The sequence below is a fragment of the Pseudomonas sp. PDM19 genome (genome assembly GCF_014852215.1).
GTDB lineage: Bacteria > Pseudomonadota > Gammaproteobacteria > Pseudomonadales > Pseudomonadaceae > Pseudomonas.
The window spans coordinates 1,403,923-1,425,385 of the sequence record NZ_JACVBG010000002.1 but is presented as its reverse complement, the minus strand read 5'-3'; the positions used below and the strand labels follow the sequence as shown (position 1 = coordinate 1,425,385).

Genomic DNA, 21,463 nt, shown 5'->3' with positions numbered 1-21,463 from the left:
CGCGGCGGCCTCACGAGGGTTGCCGCCCACTGCGCCAAATCGATGGATCACCTGGCCCGGAGCCGGCATTGCGTAGAGCCGACCCCGTAACCAGGACCCCTGACCATGCACGATATCGACCCCGTCGAAACCCAGGAATGGCTGGACGCGCTGGAATCCGTACTGGAAAAAGAAGGCGAAGAGCGCGCCCACTACCTGATGACTCGCCTAGGCGAGCTGGCCAGCCGAACCGGCACGCAACTGCCCTACGCCATCACCACGCCTTACCGCAACACCATCCCGGTAGGCCACGAAGCCCGCATGCCGGGCGACCTGTTCATGGAGCGGCGCATCCGCTCGCTGGTGCGCTGGAACGCGCTGGCCATGGTGATGCGCGCCAACCACAAGGACCCGTCGCTGGGCGGACACATTTCCACCTTCGCTTCCTCGGCGACCCTCTACGACATCGGCTTCAACTACTTCTTCAACGGCCCCACCGAGGAACACGCCGGCGACCTGATCTACTTCCAGGGCCACGCCTCGCCGGGCTTCTACGCCCGCGCCTACATCGAGGGCCTGCTTACCGACGAGCAACTGGAGAACTTCCGCCAGGAGGTCGACGGCAAGGGCATTTCCTCCTATCCGCACCCGCGCCTGATGCCGAAGTTCTGGCAGTTCCCGACGGTGTCCATGGGCCTGGGGCCGATCCAGGCGATCTACCAGGCACGCTTCATGAAGTACCTGGAGAGTCGTGGCTTCATTCCCGCCGGCAAGCAGAAGGTCTGGTGCTTCCTGGGTGATGGCGAGACCGACGAGCCGGAATCCCTGGGCGCGATCTCCCTGGCCGGGCGCGAGAAGCTCGACAACCTGATCTTCGTGGTGAACTGCAACCTGCAGCGCCTGGACGGCCCGGTGCGCGGCAACGGCAAGATCATCCAGGAACTGGAAGGCGTGTTCCGTGGCGCCAACTGGAACGTGATCAAGGTGATCTGGGGCCGTTTCTGGGACCCGCTGTTCGCCAAGGATACCGCCGGCCTGATGCAGGCGCGCATGGACGAGGCGGTGGACGGCGACTACCAGAACTACAAGGCCAAGGACGGGGCCTTTGTCCGCGAGCACTTCTTCGGCGCGCGGCCGGAGCTGCTGGAGATGGTCAAGGACCTCTCCGACGAGGAAATCTGGAAGCTCAACCGCGGCGGCCACGATCCCTACAAGGTCTACGCCGCCTACCACGCCGCGGTGAACCACAAGGGCCAACCCAGCGTAGTGCTGGCCAAGACCATCAAGGGCTACGGCACCGGCACCGGCGAGGCGAAGAACATCGCCCACAACATCCACGAGATCGACGTGGACAGCCTGCGCGCCTTCCGCGACCGCTTCGACATCCCGATCAAGGACGCGGACCTGGCCAAGCTGCCCTTCTACCGCCCCGACGAAGGCAGCGCCGAGGCGCGCTACCTGAAGGAGCGTCGCGCTTCCCTGGGCGGCTTCATGCCCCACCGCCACGGCAACAGCCAGCGCATCCCGGCACCGCCGCTGGAGACGCTCAAGGCGCTGCTCGATGGCTCGGGCGACCGCGAGATTTCCACCACCATGGCCTTCGTGCGGATCATCTCGCAGCTGGTGAAGGACAAGGAACTGGGCCAGCGCATCGTGCCGATCATTCCCGACGAGGCACGCACCTTCGGCATGGAAGGCATGTTCCGCCAGCTCGGTATCTACTCCTCGGTGGGCCAGCTCTACGAGCCGGTCGACAAGGAACAGCTGATGTTCTATCGCGAGGACAAGAAGGGCCAGATCCTCGAAGAAGGCATTACCGAGGCCGGTGCCATGTCCTCGTTCATCGCCGCCGGCACCGCCTACAGCAACTACCGCCAGCCGATGCTGCCGTTCTACATCTTCTATTCGATGTTCGGCTTCCAGCGCATCGGCGACCTGGCCTGGGCGGCCGGTGACAGCCTGACGCGCGGCTTCCTGCTGGGCGGCACCGCCGGGCGCACCACCCTCAACGGCGAAGGCCTGCAGCACGAGGACGGCCACAGCCACGTGCTGGCTTCGGTCATCCCCAACTGCCGCACCTACGACCCGACCTACTCCTACGAGCTGGCGGTGATCATCCAGGAAGGCGTGCGGCAGATGATGGAGGAGCAGCAGGAGGTCTTCTACTACATCACCGTGATGAACGAGAACTACCCTCACCCACCGCTGCCCAAGGGCGCCGAGGAAGGCATCATCAAGGGCATGTACCTGCTCGACGAGGACAAGCGTGCCGCCGCTCACCATGTGCAGTTGCTCGGCTCGGGCACCATCCTGCGCGAGGTGGAAGCGGCGGCGAAAATCCTCCGTGACGACTTCGGCATCGGTGCGGACGTCTGGTCGGTGCCCAGCTTCAACGAGCTGCGCCGCGACGGCCTCGCGGTGGAGCGCTGGAACCGCCTGCATCCAGGACAGAAGCCACGGCCCAGCTATGTCGAGCAGTGCCTGGGCGGACGGCGCGGGCCGGTGGTGGCGTCCACCGACTATATGAAGGTCTACGCCGACCAGATTCGCCAGTGGGTGCCGAGCAAGGAATTCAAGGTCCTGGGCACCGACGGCTTCGGCCGCAGCGACACCCGCGCCAAGCTGCGCCACTTCTTCGAGGTCGACCGCCACTGGGTGGTGCTCGCCGCGCTGGAGGCCCTGGCCGATCGCGGCGACATCGAGCCGAAAGTGGTGGCCGAGGCCATCGCGAAGTTCGGCCTCGACCCGGAAAAAACCAACCCGCTGGACTGCTGAGGAGAGGCACGATGAGCGAGACCATTCGCGTACCCGACATCGGCAACGGCCAGGGTGAAGTCATCGAACTGCTGGTCAAGGTCGGCGACCGCATCGAAGCCGACCAGAGCCTGCTGACGCTGGAGTCCGACAAGGCCAGCATGGAGATTCCCGCGCCGAAAGCGGGCGTGGTGAAGGCGATCAAGGTGAAGGTCGGCGACACCCTCAAGGAAGGCGATGAAATCCTCGAACTGGAAGCCGAAGGCGGCGGCGCCGAAGCCAAGGCCGAGGAACCGGCCCAACCTGCCGCCGAGGCCCCCCAGCCCGCCGCAGCGCCGGCGCCTCAACCTGCGCCTTCCGGTGGCGGCGTGGAAACCATCAAGGTGCCGGACATCGGCAATGGCCAGGGCGAGATCATCGAACTGATGGTCAAAGTCGGTGACCGCATCGAGGCCGACCAGAGCCTGCTGACGCTGGAGTCCGACAAGGCCAGCATGGAGATTCCCGCGCCGAAAGCGGGCGTGGTGAAGGCGATCAAGGTGAAGATCGGCGACACCCTCAAGGAAGGCGACGACATCCTCGAACTGGAAACCGAGGGCGGCGCTGCTACGACCAGCACGCCGGCCGCGGCGGCGCCCGCCTCTGCTCCGGCTCCGGCGAAGGAAGAAAAGCCAACGCCCGCCCCGACTGCCAGTGGCGGCGTGGAGAGCATCCGCGTGCCCGATATCGGCAACGGCCAGGGCAACGTCATCGAACTGATGGTCAAGGTGGGTGACCGCATCGAGGCCGACCAGAGCCTGCTGACGCTGGAATCCGACAAGGCCAGCATGGAGATTCCGGCGCCGAAAGCGGGCGTGGTGAAGGCGATCAAGGTGAAGATCGGCGACACCCTCAAGGAAGGCGACGAGATACTCGACCTGGAAGTGGCGGGCGCAGCGGCGGCTCCCGCAGCCGCCGCAGAAAAACCAGTCGCTGCTCCAGCGGCGAAAGCCGAACCGCCCAAGGCGCCGGACGTCGCCCCGGTGGGTGCGCCCAGCCGCGACGGCACCAAGGTGCATGCGGGCCCCGCCGTGCGCATGGTCGCCCGCGAGTTCGGTGTCGAGCTGGCGCAAGTCACCGGCAGCGGGCCCAAGGGCCGCATCCTCAAGGAAGACGTGCAGGCGTTCGTGAAGGAGCAGCTGCAACGCAGCAAGTCCGGTGCGGCTGCAGGAGCAACCGGTGGCGCAGGCATCCCGCCGATCCCGGAGATCGACTTCAGCAAGTTCGGCGAAACCGAGGAAGTGGCGATGACCCGCCTGATGCAGGTCGGCGCCAGCAACCTGCACCGCAGCTGGCTGAACGTGCCCCATGTGACGCAATTCGAATCTGCCGACATCACCGAGGCGGAGGCCTTCCGCATCGCGCAGAAGGCGGCGGCGGAAAAGGCCGGTACCAAGCTGACCATCCTGCCGATCCTGCTCAAGGCCTGCGCCCACCTGCTGCGCGAGCTGCCGGACTTCAACAGTTCCCTCGCCCCCAGTGGCAAGGCGTTGATCCGCAAGAAGTACGTGCACATCGGCTTCGCCGTGGACACGCCGGACGGCCTGCTGGTGCCGGTTATCCGCGACGTCGACCGGAAGGGGCTGCTGCAGCTTGCGCTGGAGGCCGCCGAGCTGGCTGAGAAAGCGCGGACGAAGAAGCTATCCGCCGACGCCATGCAGGGTGCCTGCTTCACCATCTCCAGCCTCGGGCACATCGGCGGTACCGGCTTCACCCCCATAGTCAACGCGCCGGAAGTGGCGATCCTCGGTGTGAGCAAGGCAGCCATCCAGCCGGTGTGGGACGGCAAGGTCTTCCAGCCCCGGCTGATGCTGCCGCTGTCGCTGTCCTACGACCACCGGGTAATCAACGGGGCTGCGGCAGCGCGATTCACCCGGCGACTGGGGGAAGTGCTGGGGGATATTCGAAACTTGTTGCTGTAAGCGCATCCGGTGGGTATCACACCGGCCCTCAGATCGACCCGGCACGCTCTTGTGCCGGGTCTCCCGCCCAGGATTGGCTTACCACTCCTTATTGTGTGCAGCCCGCCAACTGGGTGAAACAACCGATTGGCTATTCAGCCCGAGCCATCAGGGCGCATATTTCTGCCTCCCTGCAACAACCCCCATTCACCCGTAAAAACACCCGCATCGAATTATCTCCCCCACAAGTAACCTTTCAATAGAAATCAAAGAAACTTCCCACGCACTTCAAATTCTCAGCCCCACCAATAGTTCCATAAGCACACATCATCAGAAAATACCCACGGAACTTACCCAATCTCTCCAGTTGCCACTCCACTGTGTGATTTCGAAACTCCCATCAACCCCCCACATTCGAGCACCCGCTCTATTCCGCAACTCTCGAAAGACGCGGGTACTTTTGAAGGGGCAATTGATCAGTCGAGAAAGTCGCCACGACTTTTTTCGACAGGGGTATTTCTAAAAACAGCGGAGATAAAAATGAAGAAGTCATTTGCGAGAAATAGAATTTCCCTGGCCATATCCCTGGCAGCCTTATTGCCCGGCTCATCTGTTCTCGCCCTGGAAACCAGGGACATTCAAACACCCCAAGGCGCGCCCATATTCAAGATCAACTTCTACGATGTGGGAGATGGCGTGTTCATGTTCGACCCGGAGAAAAAGGACAACCGCTCCTCGATCTGGAACCTGAATTCGGACCAGAAGGCGAAGATCGAAGCGGGAGTGAAATACTGGGCAACGGTAATCAAGCCGAACGCCGGGCAACTCCCCGCCACCATCAACGTTGGCACCTTCAATGAAGATAACGCAGCGGGCACCAGTTATCCCAACAGCGAGGATCAATCCCCCAGCATCACCCAGTTACAGGCCGCGCTGACCGGTAAAAGCCGCAGTCCCGATCAGTACGGGGCCGACGGCTTCTTCCTGATAGGCAAGTTGAAGTTCGATACCCAGTCTTACCAGCCATCTCAATTACCGCGCACCGGGGCTTTCGATCTGGCTGCCACCGCGTCTCACGAACTGGCTCACGCTCTAGGCGTAATGACCTCGGTCGCCGACAAGGACGGTGAAAACTCCGACACCCCCTACTTCGACAAGCAGCTCAGCCTCTGGGAAAGCCACCTGCGCGATGACAATGGCAACCCGGCCCGCCCGAACCAGGTCGTGCTCTGCACGGGCTGCGACAACGACTACGATCCGGACGGCTTCGATCTCCGCAAGGACCAGGGCTACTTCACCGGGAAGAACGTCTCCGACGTCCTGGCCGGTGCCATGCCGGGCCTTCCGGTCCGCGCACGCTCCGCCGATGGCAGCGTCGATGACGACTACATGAGCCACATCGAGCTGAAGAACAGCCTGATGAGCCACCAGAATTACCGCAACTACACCACCTTCACGGAGGCGGAACTGGCGGCGTTGCAGGACCTGGGCTACCAGATCGACCGTCGCGACCTGTTCGGTTATTCGGTCTACGGCGATAACCAGACGCTCTACAACCAGAATGGTTACTTCCAGCGCGACCCTTCCGGCACCCGCTATCTGGTGGGCAGTTACAGCCAGACCTTGCTCGGCCTGGGCCTGCACGTTTACGGCAGCTACAACCAGATCTTCCAGCAGGCCGATCTTCTGACCCGCGGCGCCGGTGCGGCGGGTGTTCGCATCGACGGCGAGGGCAACACGCTGGTGGTCGAGCCGGGCACGCGCATCCATGCTGACGGCGAGAACGGGGTGGGCGTCCTGTTCGCCTATGGCAAGAATCATGAGTTCGTCCAGCGCGGCGATATCGAGGCCCTGGGGGAAGGCGGTGTCGCCGCCAAGTTCAGCTTCGGCCAGAACCTGGTGGGCAGCCTCGGGGAAGGTTCGGAATATCGCGGCTCCTACTTCCAGTTCAAGGACAGCAGGGTGCTCCCCAATCCGTTGCCCGAGCTCATGGGCGCGCTGGTCAACAACGTCGACATCAGCGGCCGCCTGGCGGGCAGGAGCGCCGCGATCCTCATCGAGGACTCGGCGCTGGTCAACCGGATCAACATTCTCGCCGGCGCCCAGCTGGAGGGCGGCATTTACTCGAATTACAACACCTGGAACAACGTCGAGTGGCGCTACACAGAGCTGAACTTCGGTCTGCTGAACGACGGTCAGGGCCATGCTCTGGACCAGGCCGACCCGAACTTCCGCATGACCTACAACGGTGACATCCAGGGCAGCAACAACCTGGTGCTGAACTTGCGCGGCGGCGAGACCTCCCTCGGCGGCGAGCAGGAGCTCTACGCCGTCAACGTGAGCGAAGGCGCAACCCTCTCCGGCAACAGCACCTACACGATCAATGACAACGGTGCCTTCACCAACCGTGGCACCGTGGCGCCGGGCAACTCCTTCGGCACCCTGACGGTGGACGGCGATTACCAGCAGACCGACACCGGTCAATTGCTGGCGGAGGTCAACGACAAAGGCCTGCACGACACCCTGAAGGTCAACGGCAACGCCAGCCTCGCCGGTCGCCTGAGCGTCGCGCCGCAGCGCGGCTGGTACTCGCCGCAATGGTCGATGAGCTCCCGCCAGTTGCTGACCGCCACCTCCACCAGCGGCGCCTTCGACCAGGTGGAAAGCCTGTCCCCATCGCCCTCCCTGTCCCTGCTGGCGACCCCGCAGAGCAACGGCGCCTACCTGCTGCGCTTCGAGCGCGCCAGCGACGCCTACAGCCAGTACGCCACCAGCCAGAACGGCCGCGCCGTCGGCGAGGCCCTGAGCCGGGACGTCCCCGCCAACGCCAACAGCGACACCCGGAAGCTCTACACCACCCTGGACTTCTCCAACCCCGACGGCAGCACCATCGCCAGGGCGCTGGAGCAGCTCTCCCCGTCCGCCTACAGCGCCATGATGGCCAGTTCGCTGCAGCGCGAGCAGCAGGTGGCCGACGCCATCAGCGCCCGCGAACCGGGCACGCTGCGTGACGATGAGTGGCAGACCTTCATCCAGCCCTTCGGCGGCAATTCCCGGCAGAACAGCGATCACGATGTCGTGGGCTACACCACCGACAGCTACGGCGTGATCTTCGGTGCAGAAACCGCCGCCTCCAGCGACGGCGCGCTGATCGTCGGCCTGCACGGTGCCGCCAGCAAGCAGAACGTCAGCCTGAAAGACCCGCAGCGCGGCAGTGGCGACACCTCGGCGCTGGAGCTGGGTGTTCACGCCCGCTACGCCGCAGACCCGATGGCGGGTAGCTACCTGCTCGGCAGCGCCCGCGTCGGCTACGAGAGCGGTGAACTCAAGCGCAAGATCGACTTCGACGACTACTCCGCGCGCAACAAGGCCGACTGGACCGGCACCAGCGCGTCGCTGGTCGGCGGGGGCGGCTATCGCTTCCAGCTGAACGAGAACGTCAGCCTGGGTCCGATCGCCACCCTGACCTACACCAGCCTGTGGCGCGACGGCACCCACGAGAAAGGCGCCGATGGCTCGGCCCTGAAGTTGGAATCGCAGCAGTTCGATTCGCTGCGCTCCAGCATCGGCCTGAACAGCGCGATGAACTTCCCGCTCGAAGGCGGCCGCGCCATCAAGGCCGAGGGCCAGGTCACCTGGAACCACGAACTGCTGAACACCGACCTGATCCAGGACGCGACCTTCGCCACCTACCAGGGCTCCTCGTTCCGCAGCAAGAACACCGTCATGGACCGCGACTCCATGGGCGTGCGCGGCAACGTCCGCTACTCGCTCAGCGAGAACGTCGACATCGGCGCCGGGGTTGCCAGTGATCTGTTCCGCACCGGCTACAACTCGGTGTCGGGCAACCTGTCGCTGGACTGGCGTTTCTGACCCACCCTCCCCGCGCCCTGCGCGGGTAACCATCTTCCTCGGTGCTTGCCGCCCTTCGGGGCGGCTTTTTTCACAGGCGGTCCAGCGGAATTCGCAGGTACCGCACGCCGTTGGCTTCCGCCTCCGGCAGCTCGCCCGCACGCATGTTCACCTGGATCGACGGCCAGATCAGCGCCGGCGCATGCAGCCCTGCATCGCGCTGCTGGCGCATGCTGACGAAGGCGTCCTCGCTCACCCCCTCATGCACGTGCACGTTGTCCTGGCGTTGCCGCACCACGCTGGTTTCGAACTCATGGTGATCGCGATTGGCAGTCAGGTAGTCGTGGCACAGGAACAGCCGCGTCTGGTCCGGCAAGGCGAACAGTCGCTGGATCGAGCGGTACAACTGCCGTGCATCGCCGCCGGGAAAGTCGCACCGGGCAGTGCCGTAGTCGGGCATGAACAGGGTGTCACCCACGAACGCCGCATCACCGACCAGGTAGGTCATGCAGGCCGGCGTATGGCCGGGCGTGTGCAGTGCCTGGGCCTGCAGTTCGCCGATGCTGAAGCACTCGCCATCTTCGAACAGATGGTCGAACTGGCTGCCGTCGCAGGGGAAATCTTCATCCAGGTTGAACAGGCCGGCGAAGGTGCGCTGAACCTGGGCGATGCTCGATCCGATGGCCAGCTGGCCGCCCAGTTCGCCCTTGAGCCAGGCGGCGGCGGACAGGTGATCGGCATGCAGATGGGTTTCCAGCAGCCACTCCACCGTCAGCGCCTGCTCGCGAACGTACTCGAGTATCTGGCGGGCGCCGGCGTTGCCAACGCGGCCGGCGGCGGCATCGTAGTCCAGCACCGGGTCGATGATGGCGCAGCGCCCGGTGCTGTGATCCGCCACTACATAGCTGTAGGTGGATGTGGCGGGATCGAAGAAGTGCTGGATGGTGGCGCTCATGTGGGTCTTCTCCTGGTCTCGATTTTCCATTCGTAGCCCGCCATCCCCACCAGCATGGCGATGCAGAACAGCGCTCCCTGCCAGTAGCCGGCAGCGAAGGTCACCAGAGCCGGCCCCGGACAGATGCCGGCAATGCCCCAGCCAACGCCGAACAGCAGGCTGCCGCCGATCAGTCGGCCATCCAGTTCACGGCGCTGCGGCAGTTGCATCAGGCCGCCCAGCAGCGAACGATGCTGCCGCCGCGCCCAAGTGAAAAACGGTAGACCAACCGCGATGGCGGCGAACATCACCAGCGCCAGCGACGGGTCCCACGCCCCGGCGAGATCGAGGAACCCCAGCACCTTGGCCGGGTTGGCCATGCCGGCCAGCAGCAGGCCGAAACCGAACAGCAGGCCGGCCAGCAAAGCGACGATGCGGCTCATGCTCCACTCCCCAGCATATGACGCACGACAAACACGGTGGCAAAGCCGGTGCCCATGAAGCACAGCGTCGCCACCAGCGAGCGACCGGAGAGCCGCGACAAACCGCAGACGCCATGCCCACTGGTGCAGCCGGAGCCAAACCGGCTGCCGACACCGACCAGCAGGCCCGCCACCACCAGCGTCATCCAGCCGGCCTCGAAGCGAATCTCCGGCAGCGGGCGCAGCGCCAGCCACAACAGCGGCGCAGCCAGTATTCCGAGCAGGAAGAACAGCCCTTCGCCCTTCCAGCCGGCGCTCTTGAACAACCCGCCGAGCAGGCCGCTGATGCCGGCGACACGGCCATCGAGCGCGGCATACAGCCCGGCCGAAAGACCGATCAGTGCGCCACCGGCCAGGGCGCTCCACGGCGTGAAATGAGCCCAGTCGATCATCTCGCCTGCTCCGCGCAGAACAGCCGGTACAAGGTCTCGATCACCGCCAGTGCCTGCTGGCTGGCAATGCGGTAGTAGACCTGCTTGCCATCGCGGCGGGTCTCCACCAGCTCCTCGCGGCGCAGCACGGCCAGTTGCTGCGACAGGGTAGGCTGGGTGATGCCGGTACAGGCTTCCAGCTCGCCGACGTTCAGCTCGCCCTGGGCCAACTGGCAGAGCAGCATCAGGCGGTCGGTGTTGGCCAGCGCCTTGAGCAGCTGGCAGGCGGATTCAGCGGATTGGTGCAGGCGCAGGGCGTCGGCGGGTTCGAGCGTGGTGGCGGTCATGGGGACGATCTACCAATATACAATCTATATTTTTATAGATTGTTTTCCGCGCCCTGACCAGCCCCTCCCCCTTCATCAGATCAGCGGTTTCTCGTACCGCCAGGCATCGGCGCCGTCTTCGTAGAAATTGGCGATCCGGCCGAAGCGGCGATAGCCACGCCGCTCATAGAGGCCAATGGCGACGCAGTTATCGACGCGCACCTCGAGCCGCAACGCCCTGCAACCGTGCCGCGCGGCACTACGCTCCGCCTGTTCCAGCAATCCGCTGCCCAGTCCCCTGCCGCGAGCCTGCTGCGAGGTCGCCAGCGAATACAGGCGCGCCACCTTCGTGCCCCGGCGAAACAGCAGCAAGGCGTAACCGAGCAACTCGTTGCCCTCCTGCGCCACGATCAGCTCGGCACTCGGTGCGGCGATCATCTGGCGAAAGCTGCGCGCACTCAGACGGTCCTGGTGAAAAGTGCCCTCCTCCAGCGCCACAAGACCCGCTAAATCGGCACGGGTGGCAAGGCGATATAACAGCGGCATGGGTTATCCGTAAAACTTTCGTCATGAATCGGGACATTTCCAGAAGTTGCTGCTTAATAGACACACGGCAACTTCCAGACAGGTCCGTGAACAATGTCTTCGCTACACACTAACTTCCATGAAAAGTTGAATGCAAGCTCCCTCCAGACTGTCACCGAAGCCTCTGCGGAGCCGCCTTCAGCCCGCTCCAGCCAAGTCCTGATCATCGTCGAGCGCAAGGAAGACTGGGCTTCGTATATTCCCAGCGAAGATATGCTGAGCGCGCGGGAATACCTGGAAGACTCCCGCCAGTTCGAAGCGGGGAAACGCTTCCAGGTGATAAATCTGTGTCGCAACTACAAATACCTGGGCCACGGTTATTATTGTTCCCTGCTCGCCGAGGCGCGCGGGCACAAGGTGATCCCATCGGTACGCACGATCAGCGAACTGGCGAAGAAATCCCTCTACGGGCTGGCCCTGGACGGCCTGGAAAAAACCCTGGAGAAAGCCCTCGACCAACATCCCTGCGCCAGCACCGACGGCTTCACCCTGCGCCTGTACTTCGGCCGCACCGACCTGGAGCCGCTGCAACCCATCGCCCGCCAGCTGTTCGAGGCCTTCCCCTGCCCGATCCTGCTGGTGGACTTCCGCCGCACCGATGCCTGGCATATCGCCGGCGTTCGCCCCGGCGCCCTGCACAAGCTGCGGGAGAATCAGGAAGACCAGTTCGCCGACGCCCTCGACCGCTTCAGCCGCCGCGTCTGGCGCCAGCCCAACTCGCGGCGCCTGGCGCGCTATGACCTGGCCATCCTGCACAACCCGGCGGAGAACCTGCCGCCGTCCAATGCCGCAGCGCTGCAGAACTTCGTCCGCGTCGGCCGGCAGCTGGGCATCGACGTCGAACTGATCGAGAAGAAGGACTACGCGCGCCTGGCCGAGTACGACGCGCTGCTGATCCGCGAGACGACCCGCGTCGACGACCATACCTACCGCTTCGCCAAGAAGGCTGAACGCGAGGGACTGATCGTGATGGACGACCCGGCTTCGATCCTGCGCTGCACCAACAAGGTCTACCTGACCGACCTGCTGCGCGGCCAGGGCCTGGGCATGCCGGACACGGAAATCCTCTACAAGGACAACCCCCAGGAGCTGGAGCGCGTCGGTGCACGGCTGGGCTTCCCGCTGGTGCTGAAGATTCCCGACGGCTGCTTCTCCCGTGGCGTCTACAAGGTCGAGGACGCCCAGCAACTGCGCAGCGTCAGTGCCGAACTCTTCGAGCACTCGGTGCTGCTGCTCGCCCAGGAGTACCTCTACACCGAGTACGACTGGCGCATCGGCATTCTCAATCGCAAGCCGGTGTTCGCCTGCCAGTACTTCATGTCCCGCGGGCACTGGCAGATCGTCGAGCACAAGGCCGGCGGCGAGGTGATCGGCGAATGCCGCACCCTGCCGGTGGAAAGCGCACCGCCGGCCGTGGTGGAACTGGCGCTGAAGACCGCCAGCCTGATCGGCGACGGCCTGTACGGCGTGGACCTCAAGGAGGCGAACGGCGAGGTGGTGGTGATCGAGGTGAACGACAACCCCAACCTCGACGCCGGCATCGAAGACGCCTGCCTCAAGGACGACCTCTACCGCCAGGTGCTGGAGGAGTTCATCCGCCGCCTGGAACTCAAGCGGCGCGGCCAGGCGCTGTGATCCCCCTCAAGGAGAACCCCATGGAAGCCACGCACATCGGCCTGACCATCCTGATCGCCATCGTCGTGTTCGGCACCGCGATCAACTATTTCGATCGCCGCATGAAGCCGCGCGAGGTGCGCGAGCAGGCCAGGCGCAAGGCTCAGCCGAAGCGCACGCAGTAGATCGGCGGCAGGTTCATCGACAGGCATTGCCAGTGATCGCCGCCGTTCTCCGACAGCCACAGTCCGCCGGTGGTGGACCCCATGGCCAGGCACACGCCATCGTCGTCCACCGCCAGGCCGTGGCGGTACACCAGGTCGAAGGCCGCGCCCTGCGGCAGGCCGCTGTCGAGCACTTCGAAGCTGGCGCCGCCATCACGGGTGCGGGTCACGACGAAACGGGCATCCACCGGAATCCGGCAGACGTCCTTCACCGCGGGGACGAACCAGGCGGTGTCCGGCCGGGTCGGGTGGACGGCGACGGCGAAGCCGAAGCTCGACGGCTTGACCTGCACGTCGCTCCAGCGCGCGCCGCCATCGGTGGAGGTGAAGATGCCGTTGTGGTGCTGCACCCACAGGCGCTGCGGCTGCGCGGGACAGTGCACCAGGCGGTGCGGGTCCTGGATGGCGCCCTCCTCGCGCAGCTCCGGCGGCATGTAGTCGGCGTACATGCCGCTGGTGGTGAGGCGCCAATTGGAACCGCCATCGTCGCTCTGCCAGACACCACCGCAGGACACGGCAATGGTCAGGTGCTGGCTGTCGCGCGGGTCGACGCTGACCGAGTGGATGCCCGGCCAGTCGTAACCGCCGCCCATCCAGTGCGAGCGTTCGGGGCGGTCCCAGAGCGGGCGATTGAGCTCCCAGCTATCACCACCGTCGCTGCTACGGAACAGGCCGCCGGGTATGGTCCCGGCCCAGAGCACGCCGGGCTCGGCGGCGCCGCCAATCTCCAGGCACCAGATCTGCTGCAGGACCCAGGGCGCGGGCGGGGCTTCCCCCTCCTGGGGCGCGGGCAGCGGATCGGGTTGCGGCGGGTAGGTCGGCACGGCGATCTCCTGCCAGTCCTCGCTCGCCCGCTGACGCCAGAGCTTGCAGCCGAAGTGGCCGAGGTTGAGGGCGGCGTAGAGGGTTTCATCGCGCGGGTCGGCGAGCACCGTGCTCAGCGGCTCGCCAATGAAGTCCCGGCGGGTTTCCTGCCAGCCGTCCGCGCCACGCTGGAAGGTGAACAGCCCCTTGCGGGTCGCCACCAGCAATCGATCATCCATCTTGCCCTCCTGATATGCCGCCTTGCCCTCAACCGCCGCTCAGGGCCTGGACCACGTAGACCTCGCTGTCCGCTGCCAGCGCATCGCTGAGGCGGGCGCGGTCACGCAGGCGCAGGCCGTCGATGAAGATCGTCAGGTGCCGGCGCAACCCGCCCTGGTCGTCGAGCAGATAGCCGCGCAATTTCGGTGCTTCAACAAATACCGCTTCCAGCGCACCAGCGAGGTTCACCGCCGGCAACTCGCGCTCTTCGATGGGAACGTGACGCTGGATCGATGGGGCGAAGACGATGCGGCACATGGACGAGCCCGTGGCGGACGCTGATTGCCCCAGTCTAGGGCAGGCGCGGCGGGCGCTCCGGGCGCTTCGACGAGGTGCGCGAAGAGCCACGCAAAGGCTCTGGAACGGCCTTCGTGGTGATCAGGAGCGAGCATTCAGTTTCGATTTGGCAAAACCAAACGTCGTGAAAATCACATTTAACAAACCCATACGCCGTGCGAGTCTGCGGAAATCGTCAGCCAAATCCTTCGACATGCACCTGCTCGTTTCGCCCGCACCGCTGGAACCCGTCGCCGCCCGCAAGGCCGGCAGCGTCGTCCGCCTGCCGCGCAAACATGCCCGCTGGCTCGAACTGCAACCGCTGACCCTGCCTCTGGAACTGGCCTTCTGGGCGCTCTGGCATTGCCGCCACGCGCGCCCGCCCGACAACACCTCTCGCTGACCGGGCACCCCGCCCGACTTCGCCCGACGGAGCTACATTCATCGAAGAGCTCGGCTCATCACGGCCAACGCTTTTCATCGAACAAGACGTAGCCCGTTGCATCGCTTGCCTGCCTTCAATCCCGTGCCCGTCGGCGCGGCCCTGGCCTGCAGGTCGTCAGCGCATCCGCGTGGATGCTAACGAGAGCCCCATGAATTTCGCCTCCGTGCAAGAAGCCCAGTATTTCCTGGCCCAGAACCCCGATATCGAGATGGTCGAGCTGTTCATCCTCGACGCCAACGGCGTGCCGCGCGGCAAGCTGCTGCACCGCGAGGAACTGCTCGCCGTGTACCAGTCCGGCCGGCCGCTGCCCAGCACCATCCTCGGCCTCACCGTGCATGGCGAGGATGTGGAGGATTCCGGGCTGGTCTGGGACGTCGGCGATATCGACTGCCGCGCCTACCCGCTGCAAGGCAGCCTGGTGCGCCTGCCCTGGCGGCAGATTCCCACGGCGGCGGTGCAGGTCAGCATGCACCCCGAACAAGGCAAGCCGGCGGACATTGCCGACCCGCGCCATGTGCTGATCCACGTGATCGACGGCCTCAAGGCCGCCGGCTACCACCCGGTGATGGCCTGCGAGCTGGAGTTCTACCTGCTCGACGCCAAGCGCGACGCCCATGGCCGCCCGCAACCAGCGCTGGACGCCGACGGTGGCCGCCCGCGTGCCACTCAGGTCTACGGCCTGCGCGAGCTGGAGCAGATCGAACCCTTCCTCGCCGACCTTTATGCCGCGTGCAAGGCCCAGGGCATTCCGGCGCGCACGGCCATCTCCGAGTACGCACCGGGCCAGGTGGAAATCACCCTGGAGCACGGCGATGCGCTGGTCGCCATGGACCAGGCCGTGCGCTACAAGCGCCTGGTGAAGGGCGTGGCGCACAAGCACGGCATGCAGGCGTGCTTCATGGCCAAGCCGTTCGACGACCTGGCCGGCACCGGCATGCACATGCACGTTTCCCTGGCCGACGCCGAGGGCAACAACCTCTTCGCCAGTGAAGATCCGGCGGGCACCCCGCTGCTGCGCCAGTCCGTGGGCGGCATGCTGAAAAGCCTGCTCGACTCGCTGCTGCTGTTCTGCCCCAACGCCAACTCCTACCGCCGCTTCCAGGCCAACAGCTACGCACCGCTGGCGCCGACCTGGGGCTGTGACAACCGCACCGTGAGCCTGCGCGTACCCGGCGGCCCGGCCAATACCCGCCATGTGGAGCACCGCATCTGCGGCGCCGACGCCAACCCCTACCTGGCCGCCGCGGCCATCCTCGCCGGCATCCATCGCGGCATCCGCGAGGAGATCGACCCGGGCGCACCGGTGGAAGGCAACGGCTACGTCCAGGCCAAGGAACTGCTGCCCACCGACTGGCTGACCTCGCTGCGCGCGCTGGAGCGCTCCAGCTGGGCGCGCGATGCCCTGGGCCACGAATTCCTCGGCGTCTACCTGAAGGTCAAGCAGGCCGAGTACCGCCAGTTCATGGGCGAGGTCGGCGAGCAGGACTGGCGCTGGTATCTGACGCAGGCGTGAGGGCGCTCCCGCGCACCTCAGCCAAACCCTTGCCGTCATCGGGCAGGGGCAACCGAACAACAACAGGAACACCGAAATGAACGCTGCACTGAACCCCGCCACTCCCGCCCCCGAGCGCGCGAAGTCCTACTACTCCGCGAGCCTCAACGAAGAGACCAGCTACCCCACGCTGCAGGGCGAGGTGAACGTCGACATCGCCATCATCGGCGGCGGCTTCACCGGCGTCGCCACCGCCGTGGAGCTGGCCGAGCGCGGCTACAAGGTCGCCATCGTCGAGACCAACAAGGTCGGCTGGGGCGCCAGCGGACGCAACGGCGGGCAGGTCACCGGCAGCCTCTCGGGCGACTCCGCCATGGAGAAGCAGATGCGCCAATGGCTGGGCGACGACGTCGACGACTTCATCTGGCACCTGCGCTGGCGCGGCCACGAGATCATCAAGAGCCGCGTGGAGAAGTACGGCATCCAGTGCGACCTGAAGTTCGGCCACCTGCACGCGGCGATGAAGCAGTCGCACATGGACGAACTGAAGGCCACCTTCGACGACGCCAAGCGTCGCGGCATGGGCGACGAGATCAGCCTGCTGGACGGCGCCGGCGTGCGCGCGCATCTGGAAAGCGACCTGTACTGCGGTGCCATCAAGAACACCCGCAACATGCACCTGCACCCGCTCAACCTGTGCATCGGCGAAGCCAAGGCCGCCGCCAGCCTGGGCACACTGATCTTCGAGCACTCCGAAGTGCTGGACATCGTCCACGGCCCGCGCCCGGCGGTGGTCACCTCCGGCGGGCGGATCAACGCAGCCCAGGTGATGCTGGCCGGCGACGTCTACCACAAGCTGGAGCGCAAGCAGCTCAAGGGCATGATCTTCCCGGCCATGGGCGGCATCGTCACCACCAGGCCGCTGGGCGAGCTGGCCAAGCGCATCAACCCGCAGGACCTGGCGGTCTACGACTGCCGCTTCGTGCTCGACTACTACCGCATGACCGGCGACGGCCGCCTGCTGTTCGGCGGCGGAGCCAACTACTCCGGCCGCGACTCGCGCGACATCGCCGGCGAGCTGCGCCCGTGCATCGAGCGCACCTTCCCGGCACTCAAGGGCGTGGACATCGAGTTCCAGTGGAGCTGCGCCATGGGCATCGTGATGAACCGCATCCCGCAGCTGGGCAAGCTGTCGGAGAACGTCTGGTACTGCCAGGGCTACTCCGGCCACGGCGTGGCGACGACCCACATCATGGGCGAGATCATGGCCACGGCGATGACCGGCGACCTGGAGAAGTTCGACACCTTCGCCCAGTGCAAGCACATCCGCGTGCCCATGGGCGACGTGTTCGGCAACCCGATGCTGGCCGCGGGCATGTGGTACTACCAGATGATGGAGAAGCTGCGCTGACACCAGGCCTCGAGGTCAACCTGTAGGAGCGAGCCTGCTCGCGAACCGCATTCCAGTGTCTTCGCCGGCAAACGCCTAAGTAGGATGGGTGGAGCTTGCGATACCCATGCTGCCGGTGCCCGGTAATCGATGGGTATCGCTGCGCTCCACGCCATCCTACGTTCGTGCTTCGCCGTGCAGCAGGTGCGGGGGCCAATCTGGTCGCGGGCATGGCCCGCTCCTACAAGTGAGCATCTGTCGCAGCAGGGCACCCGCTGCAGGCGCCAAGCGAAACGCCCTGAAACACCCACCCTCTCCGCCCGTACCCGCAGCCACTCGACACCACCGCCCCGCTCAGGGATAAAGGCTCCACTTCGAAATTGGAGTGAGCCATGCGTTTCCCCTCGATGACCGCCCTGCGCGTGCTGGACGCCGTTGCCCGCCTGGGCAGCCTGTCCGGCGCGGCCAGCGAACTGAGCCTGACCCGCAGCGCCGTCAGCCACCAGTTGCACAGCCTGGAAGACTGCCTGGGCATCCCGCTCACCGAGCGGGTTGGCCGCGGCATCGCGCTGACCTACCACGGCGAATGCTTCGCCCGCGAAACCCAGCGCGCCCTGGCGATCCTCAACGAGGCGCGGCGCTTCGCCAATGCCGAGGAAGTCTCCGGCCGCCTGTGCGTGAGCTGCACGCCCGGATTCGCCACCTACTGGCTGTGCCACCAGATCGGCAAGTTCCAGCGAGCCCACCCGCAGGTGGAGCTGAACCTGGTCTCGCCGCGGGTGCCCGACGACGTCAGCGACCGCGACGTCGACCTGTTCATCGCCTACGGCGTCGGCGACTGGACCGATCTGCACGTCGACCTGATCGCCACCCTGGACACCTTTCCCGTGTGCAGCCCGTCGCTGATCAACTCCGTCGGCGGCCTCGACTCGCCGGAAGACCTCGCCAGCCTGCCCTTCCTGCACATGGTCGATCACTCCGACTGGCTGCTGTGGACCGCCGCCGCCGGGGTGAAGAACCTCAACGTGCGCAACGGCATCGTCTTCTCCGATGCGCACCTGGTGCAGTCGGCGGCCATCGCCGGGCAAGGCGTGGCCATGGGCGATGCGCTGGTCAGCGGCGACGCCATGGCCAAGGGGCAGCTGGTGCGGTTGTTCAACGTCGCCATCGAACCGCCCAACCGCTACTACTTCGTCACCGATCCTGCCAAGTCCGAACGCCCCGACGTGCGGGCCTTCAAGGCCTGGATGAAGGCCGAGCTGCGGATGTCCGAGCAGTTCCGCCACAGCGGCCGGAGCGCCGTGATAGGTGAATGATTTCGAACAATGAGGGCAAAAAAACGCGATTGATGCGGAGAGAGATTTAACAATACTGCATTAAAAAAAGGCCGCTGATTTTTACCCCGATCCTCACCCGGCGGCCGCTCGAACAAGAACAAGAAATCGAGGTAAGTGCAGTGGAGCGACAGCCCCAACTACGTGCCATCGGCATCGGCAAGAGCTACGGCAGTTTCAACGCGCTGGACAACGTGTCCATCGACATCCAGCAGGGCGAGTTCCTCACCCTCCTCGGGCCTTCGGGCTCCGGCAAGACCACCTTCCTGATGATCCTCGCCGGCTTCCAGGACCCGTCTCGCGGCAAGCTCGAAGAGGGCGGCGCCGACATCACCCGGCGCCCCGCCGAAAAGCGCAACTTCGGCATGGTGTTCCAGGGCTACGCCCTGTTCCCGCACATGAGCATCGAGGACAACGTCGCCTTCCCGCTGAAGATCCGTGGCGTGAAGGCCGAGGAGCGGAACCGCCGCGTACGCCACATGCTCGACGTGGTCGGCCTCGGCGAGCACCTGGGCAAGCGCCCCGGCGAGCTCTCCGGCGGCCAGCAGCAACGCGTGGCCATCGCCCGGGCGCTGGTGTTCGAGCCAGACATGCTGCTGCTCGACGAACCCCTTTCGGCACTGGACAAGAACCTGCGCGAGCAGCTGCAGGCCGAACTGCAGCGCATCCACCGCCAGGTCGGCACCACCTTCGTCTTCGTCACCCACGACCAGAACGAAGCCCTCGCCCTGTCCACCCGCATCGCCATCTTCAACCGCGGCCAACTGGCCCAGGTCGACGACCCGCAGACCATCTACAACCAGCCCAGCAACCGCTTCGTCGCCGAGTTCCTCGGCAAGATGAACCTGTTCCCGCTGAGCCAGGTGGGCCGCGCCGGCGAGCTGGCCTGCGGACGCTTCGGCGAGGCCGAGCTGCGCGCCGGCTACTCGCCGGCCGTGCAGGCCGAAGCACCGCTGCTGGCCGTGCGTCCGGAACACATGCAGCTGCATAGCGTGCCGCCGCAGGTGAACGGCCACAACGTGGTGCAGGCGGTGCTCACCGCCAAGACCTACCAGGGCGCCAGCACCGAGCTGTGCCTGGGTGCCGGCAGCGAGGGCAAGCAACCGATGAGCCTGGCCGTGCATGCCGACCACCAGGCCTCGCGCCTGGAACAGGGCGCCAAGGTCTGGCTGAGCTGGCCCATCGAGAAAAGCCTGCTGATCGCCTGAGTCGCCGAACGCGTTCGTCCCCTATTCGCCATCCCACCTGATCGGGAGCTGCACCCATGTTCAATCCTCACCAGCAAGACTGCATCGAAGTCCTCATCGAAAAGACCCGCCGCGGGCAGATCGACCGCCGCACCTTCCTCAAGGGCATGGGCCTGATGGCGGCCCTGCCGCTGGCCTTGCGCAGCGGCGTGAGCTTCGCCGCCGGCGACAAGCCGCTGGTGGTGGTGAACTGGGGCGGCGACGCCATCAAGGCGTTCGGCAAGGCCTGGACCGAGGGCTTCTCCAAGGCCACCGGCATCCCGGTGAAGATCGACGGCAGCGGCCCCACCGAAGGCGCCATCCGCACCCAGCTGTCCAGCGGCCGGGTGAGCTGGGACGTGGTCGACGCGGAAAGCTCGATCCTGCAGAACCTGGGCAAGGAAGGGCTGGTGCAGGCCATCGACTACAACGTCGTCTCGAAGGACAAGGTGCTGCCCGGCTTCGCCTACGAATACGGCATCGCCGACTACATGCTCAGCTACGTGATCGCCTACGACAGCGAGCGCTTCGGCGACAAGGTGCCCAAGACCTGGGCCGACTTCTGGGACGTGAAGACCTTCCCCGGCAAGCGCACCCTCTACAAGTGGATGAACGGCATGCTCGAGGCCGCGCTGCTGGCCGACGGCGTGGCGCCGGACAAGCTCTACCCGCTGGACGTGGCTCGCGCCATGAAGAAGATCGAGGAGCTCAAGCCCCACGTGCTGGCCTTCTGGGGCTCGGGCGCGGAGACCCAGCAGCTGCTGATCGAGGGCGAAGTGTCCATGGGCGCCATCTGGAACACCCGCGCCCAGGTGATCACCGAGGACAGCGAAGGCCGCATCAAGTGGACCTTCGACAACGCCCTGCTGGGCTGCAGCAACTGGGGCGTGCTCAAGGGCAACCCGGCCGGCACCGAGGCGGCCATGAAGTTCATCGCCTACGCCCAGGACCCGCAGTCCCAGGTCGAGCTGTTCAAGATGTTCGGCAACGGCCCGGCCAACCCCGCCGCCGCCGCGCTGATCCCGGACGACCGCAAGCACCTGAACTGCACCGATCCGTCCAACCTGCCCAAGCAGGTGATGCTCAGCCACGAGTGGTACACCGACCACTACGCGGCGACCCTGGAGCAGTACCTGACCCACATTTCCAAGTGACG

General features: G+C 65.3%; 17 protein-coding genes and 1 pseudogene. 11 read left to right on the top strand and 7 right to left on the bottom strand.

The features are described 5' to 3' along the window. Positions 1–105 precede the first annotated feature (105 nt). The 3 genes from aceE (at position 106) to IB273_RS15005 (ending at position 8,546) form a co-directional block, all read left to right on the top strand. The gene (gene aceE, locus IB273_RS15015) at positions 106–2,754 is read left to right on the top strand and encodes a pyruvate dehydrogenase (acetyl-transferring), homodimeric type (protein ID WP_192224393.1); all 2,649 of its coding nucleotides are present in this window, start codon (positions 106–108) and stop codon (positions 2,752–2,754) included. Between the two features lie 11 nt (positions 2,755–2,765). After that, positions 2,766–4,694, top strand: a complete 1,929-nt coding sequence (gene aceF, locus IB273_RS15010) for a dihydrolipoyllysine-residue acetyltransferase (protein WP_192224392.1) — start codon at positions 2,766–2,768, stop codon at positions 4,692–4,694. A gap of 681 nt (positions 4,695–5,375) precedes the next feature. Further along, positions 5,376–8,546 (top strand): autotransporter domain-containing protein, encoded by a 3,171-nt coding sequence (locus IB273_RS15005; protein WP_225610200.1) that lies wholly within the window; start codon positions 5,376–5,378, stop codon positions 8,544–8,546. A gap of 70 nt (positions 8,547–8,616) precedes the next feature. Here IB273_RS15005 and IB273_RS15000 read toward each other — a convergent pair whose 3' ends face one another. The 5 genes from IB273_RS15000 to IB273_RS14980 form a co-directional block, all read right to left on the bottom strand. Further along, positions 8,617–9,480, bottom strand: coding sequence for an MBL fold metallo-hydrolase (locus tag IB273_RS15000; protein ID WP_192224390.1), 864 nt, complete (start codon positions 9,478–9,480; stop codon positions 8,617–8,619). Next, complete coding sequence (locus IB273_RS14995; protein ID WP_081518526.1) at positions 9,477–9,902, bottom strand: DUF6691 family protein; 426 nt, start codon at positions 9,900–9,902, stop codon at positions 9,477–9,479. The genes IB273_RS15000 and IB273_RS14995 overlap by 4 nt, the downstream gene beginning before the upstream one ends. Further along, complete coding sequence (locus tag IB273_RS14990; RefSeq protein ID WP_192211032.1) at positions 9,899–10,333, bottom strand: YeeE/YedE family protein; 435 nt, start codon at positions 10,331–10,333, stop codon at positions 9,899–9,901. Before IB273_RS14990 ends, IB273_RS14995 begins: the two co-directional genes overlap by 4 nt. Further along, positions 10,330–10,659 (bottom strand): ArsR/SmtB family transcription factor, encoded by a 330-nt coding sequence (locus tag IB273_RS14985; protein ID WP_081518528.1) that lies wholly within the window; start codon positions 10,657–10,659, stop codon positions 10,330–10,332. The genes IB273_RS14990 and IB273_RS14985 overlap by 4 nt, the downstream gene beginning before the upstream one ends. A 75-nt stretch (positions 10,660–10,734) precedes the next feature. Beyond that, positions 10,735–11,184, bottom strand: a complete 450-nt coding sequence (locus tag IB273_RS14980; protein WP_081518529.1) for a GNAT family N-acetyltransferase — start codon at positions 11,182–11,184, stop codon at positions 10,735–10,737. Positions 11,185–11,364: 180 nt separating this feature from the next. Here IB273_RS14980 and IB273_RS14975 point away from each other — a divergent pair. Then, a pseudogene (locus IB273_RS14975) lies at positions 11,365–12,858 on the top strand (RimK family protein); the annotation flags it as partial. A 20-nt stretch (positions 12,859–12,878) separates the two neighbouring features. Continuing rightward, a complete protein-coding gene (locus tag IB273_RS14970; protein WP_167523213.1) occupies positions 12,879–13,022 on the top strand; it encodes a hypothetical protein in 144 nt (47 codons plus the stop codon). Here IB273_RS14970 and IB273_RS14965 read toward each other — a convergent pair. After that, the gene (locus tag IB273_RS14965) at positions 13,001–14,104 is read right to left on the bottom strand and encodes a WD40/YVTN/BNR-like repeat-containing protein (protein WP_192224388.1); all 1,104 of its coding nucleotides are present in this window, start codon (positions 14,102–14,104) and stop codon (positions 13,001–13,003) included. The genes IB273_RS14970 and IB273_RS14965 overlap by 22 nt on opposite strands. Positions 14,105–14,132: 28 nt before the next feature. After that, positions 14,133–14,402, bottom strand: coding sequence for a MoaD/ThiS family protein (locus IB273_RS14960; RefSeq protein WP_081518532.1), 270 nt, complete (start codon positions 14,400–14,402; stop codon positions 14,133–14,135). A 232-nt stretch (positions 14,403–14,634) separates the two neighbouring features. Between IB273_RS14960 and IB273_RS14955 the strand changes: the two genes are divergently transcribed. The 6 genes from IB273_RS14955 (at position 14,635) to IB273_RS14930 (ending at position 21,461) form a co-directional block, all read left to right on the top strand. Next, positions 14,635–14,823, top strand: coding sequence for a hypothetical protein (locus IB273_RS14955; RefSeq protein WP_192224387.1), 189 nt, complete (start codon positions 14,635–14,637; stop codon positions 14,821–14,823). Between the two features lie 190 nt (positions 14,824–15,013). Then, positions 15,014–16,378 carry a glutamine synthetase family protein gene (locus tag IB273_RS14950; protein WP_192224386.1) on the top strand — a complete coding sequence of 455 codons (1,365 nt, stop codon included), beginning with the start codon at positions 15,014–15,016 and terminating at the stop codon, positions 16,376–16,378. A 76-nt stretch (positions 16,379–16,454) separates the two neighbouring features. Next, complete coding sequence (locus tag IB273_RS14945) at positions 16,455–17,768, top strand: NAD(P)/FAD-dependent oxidoreductase (RefSeq protein ID WP_192224385.1); 1,314 nt, start codon at positions 16,455–16,457, stop codon at positions 17,766–17,768. A 371-nt stretch (positions 17,769–18,139) separates the two neighbouring features. Continuing rightward, positions 18,140–19,063 carry a LysR substrate-binding domain-containing protein gene (locus IB273_RS14940; RefSeq protein ID WP_081518536.1) on the top strand — a complete coding sequence of 308 codons (924 nt, stop codon included), beginning with the start codon at positions 18,140–18,142 and terminating at the stop codon, positions 19,061–19,063. Positions 19,064–19,203: 140 nt separating this feature from the next. Beyond that, complete coding sequence (locus IB273_RS14935; protein ID WP_081518537.1) at positions 19,204–20,289, top strand: ABC transporter ATP-binding protein; 1,086 nt, start codon at positions 19,204–19,206, stop codon at positions 20,287–20,289. Between the two features lie 56 nt (positions 20,290–20,345). Beyond that, positions 20,346–21,461: an ABC transporter substrate-binding protein gene (locus tag IB273_RS14930; RefSeq protein WP_081518538.1), complete on the top strand. Its 1,116-nt coding sequence runs from the start codon at positions 20,346–20,348 to the stop codon at positions 21,459–21,461. The last annotated feature ends 2 nt before the right edge of the window (positions 21,462–21,463 follow it).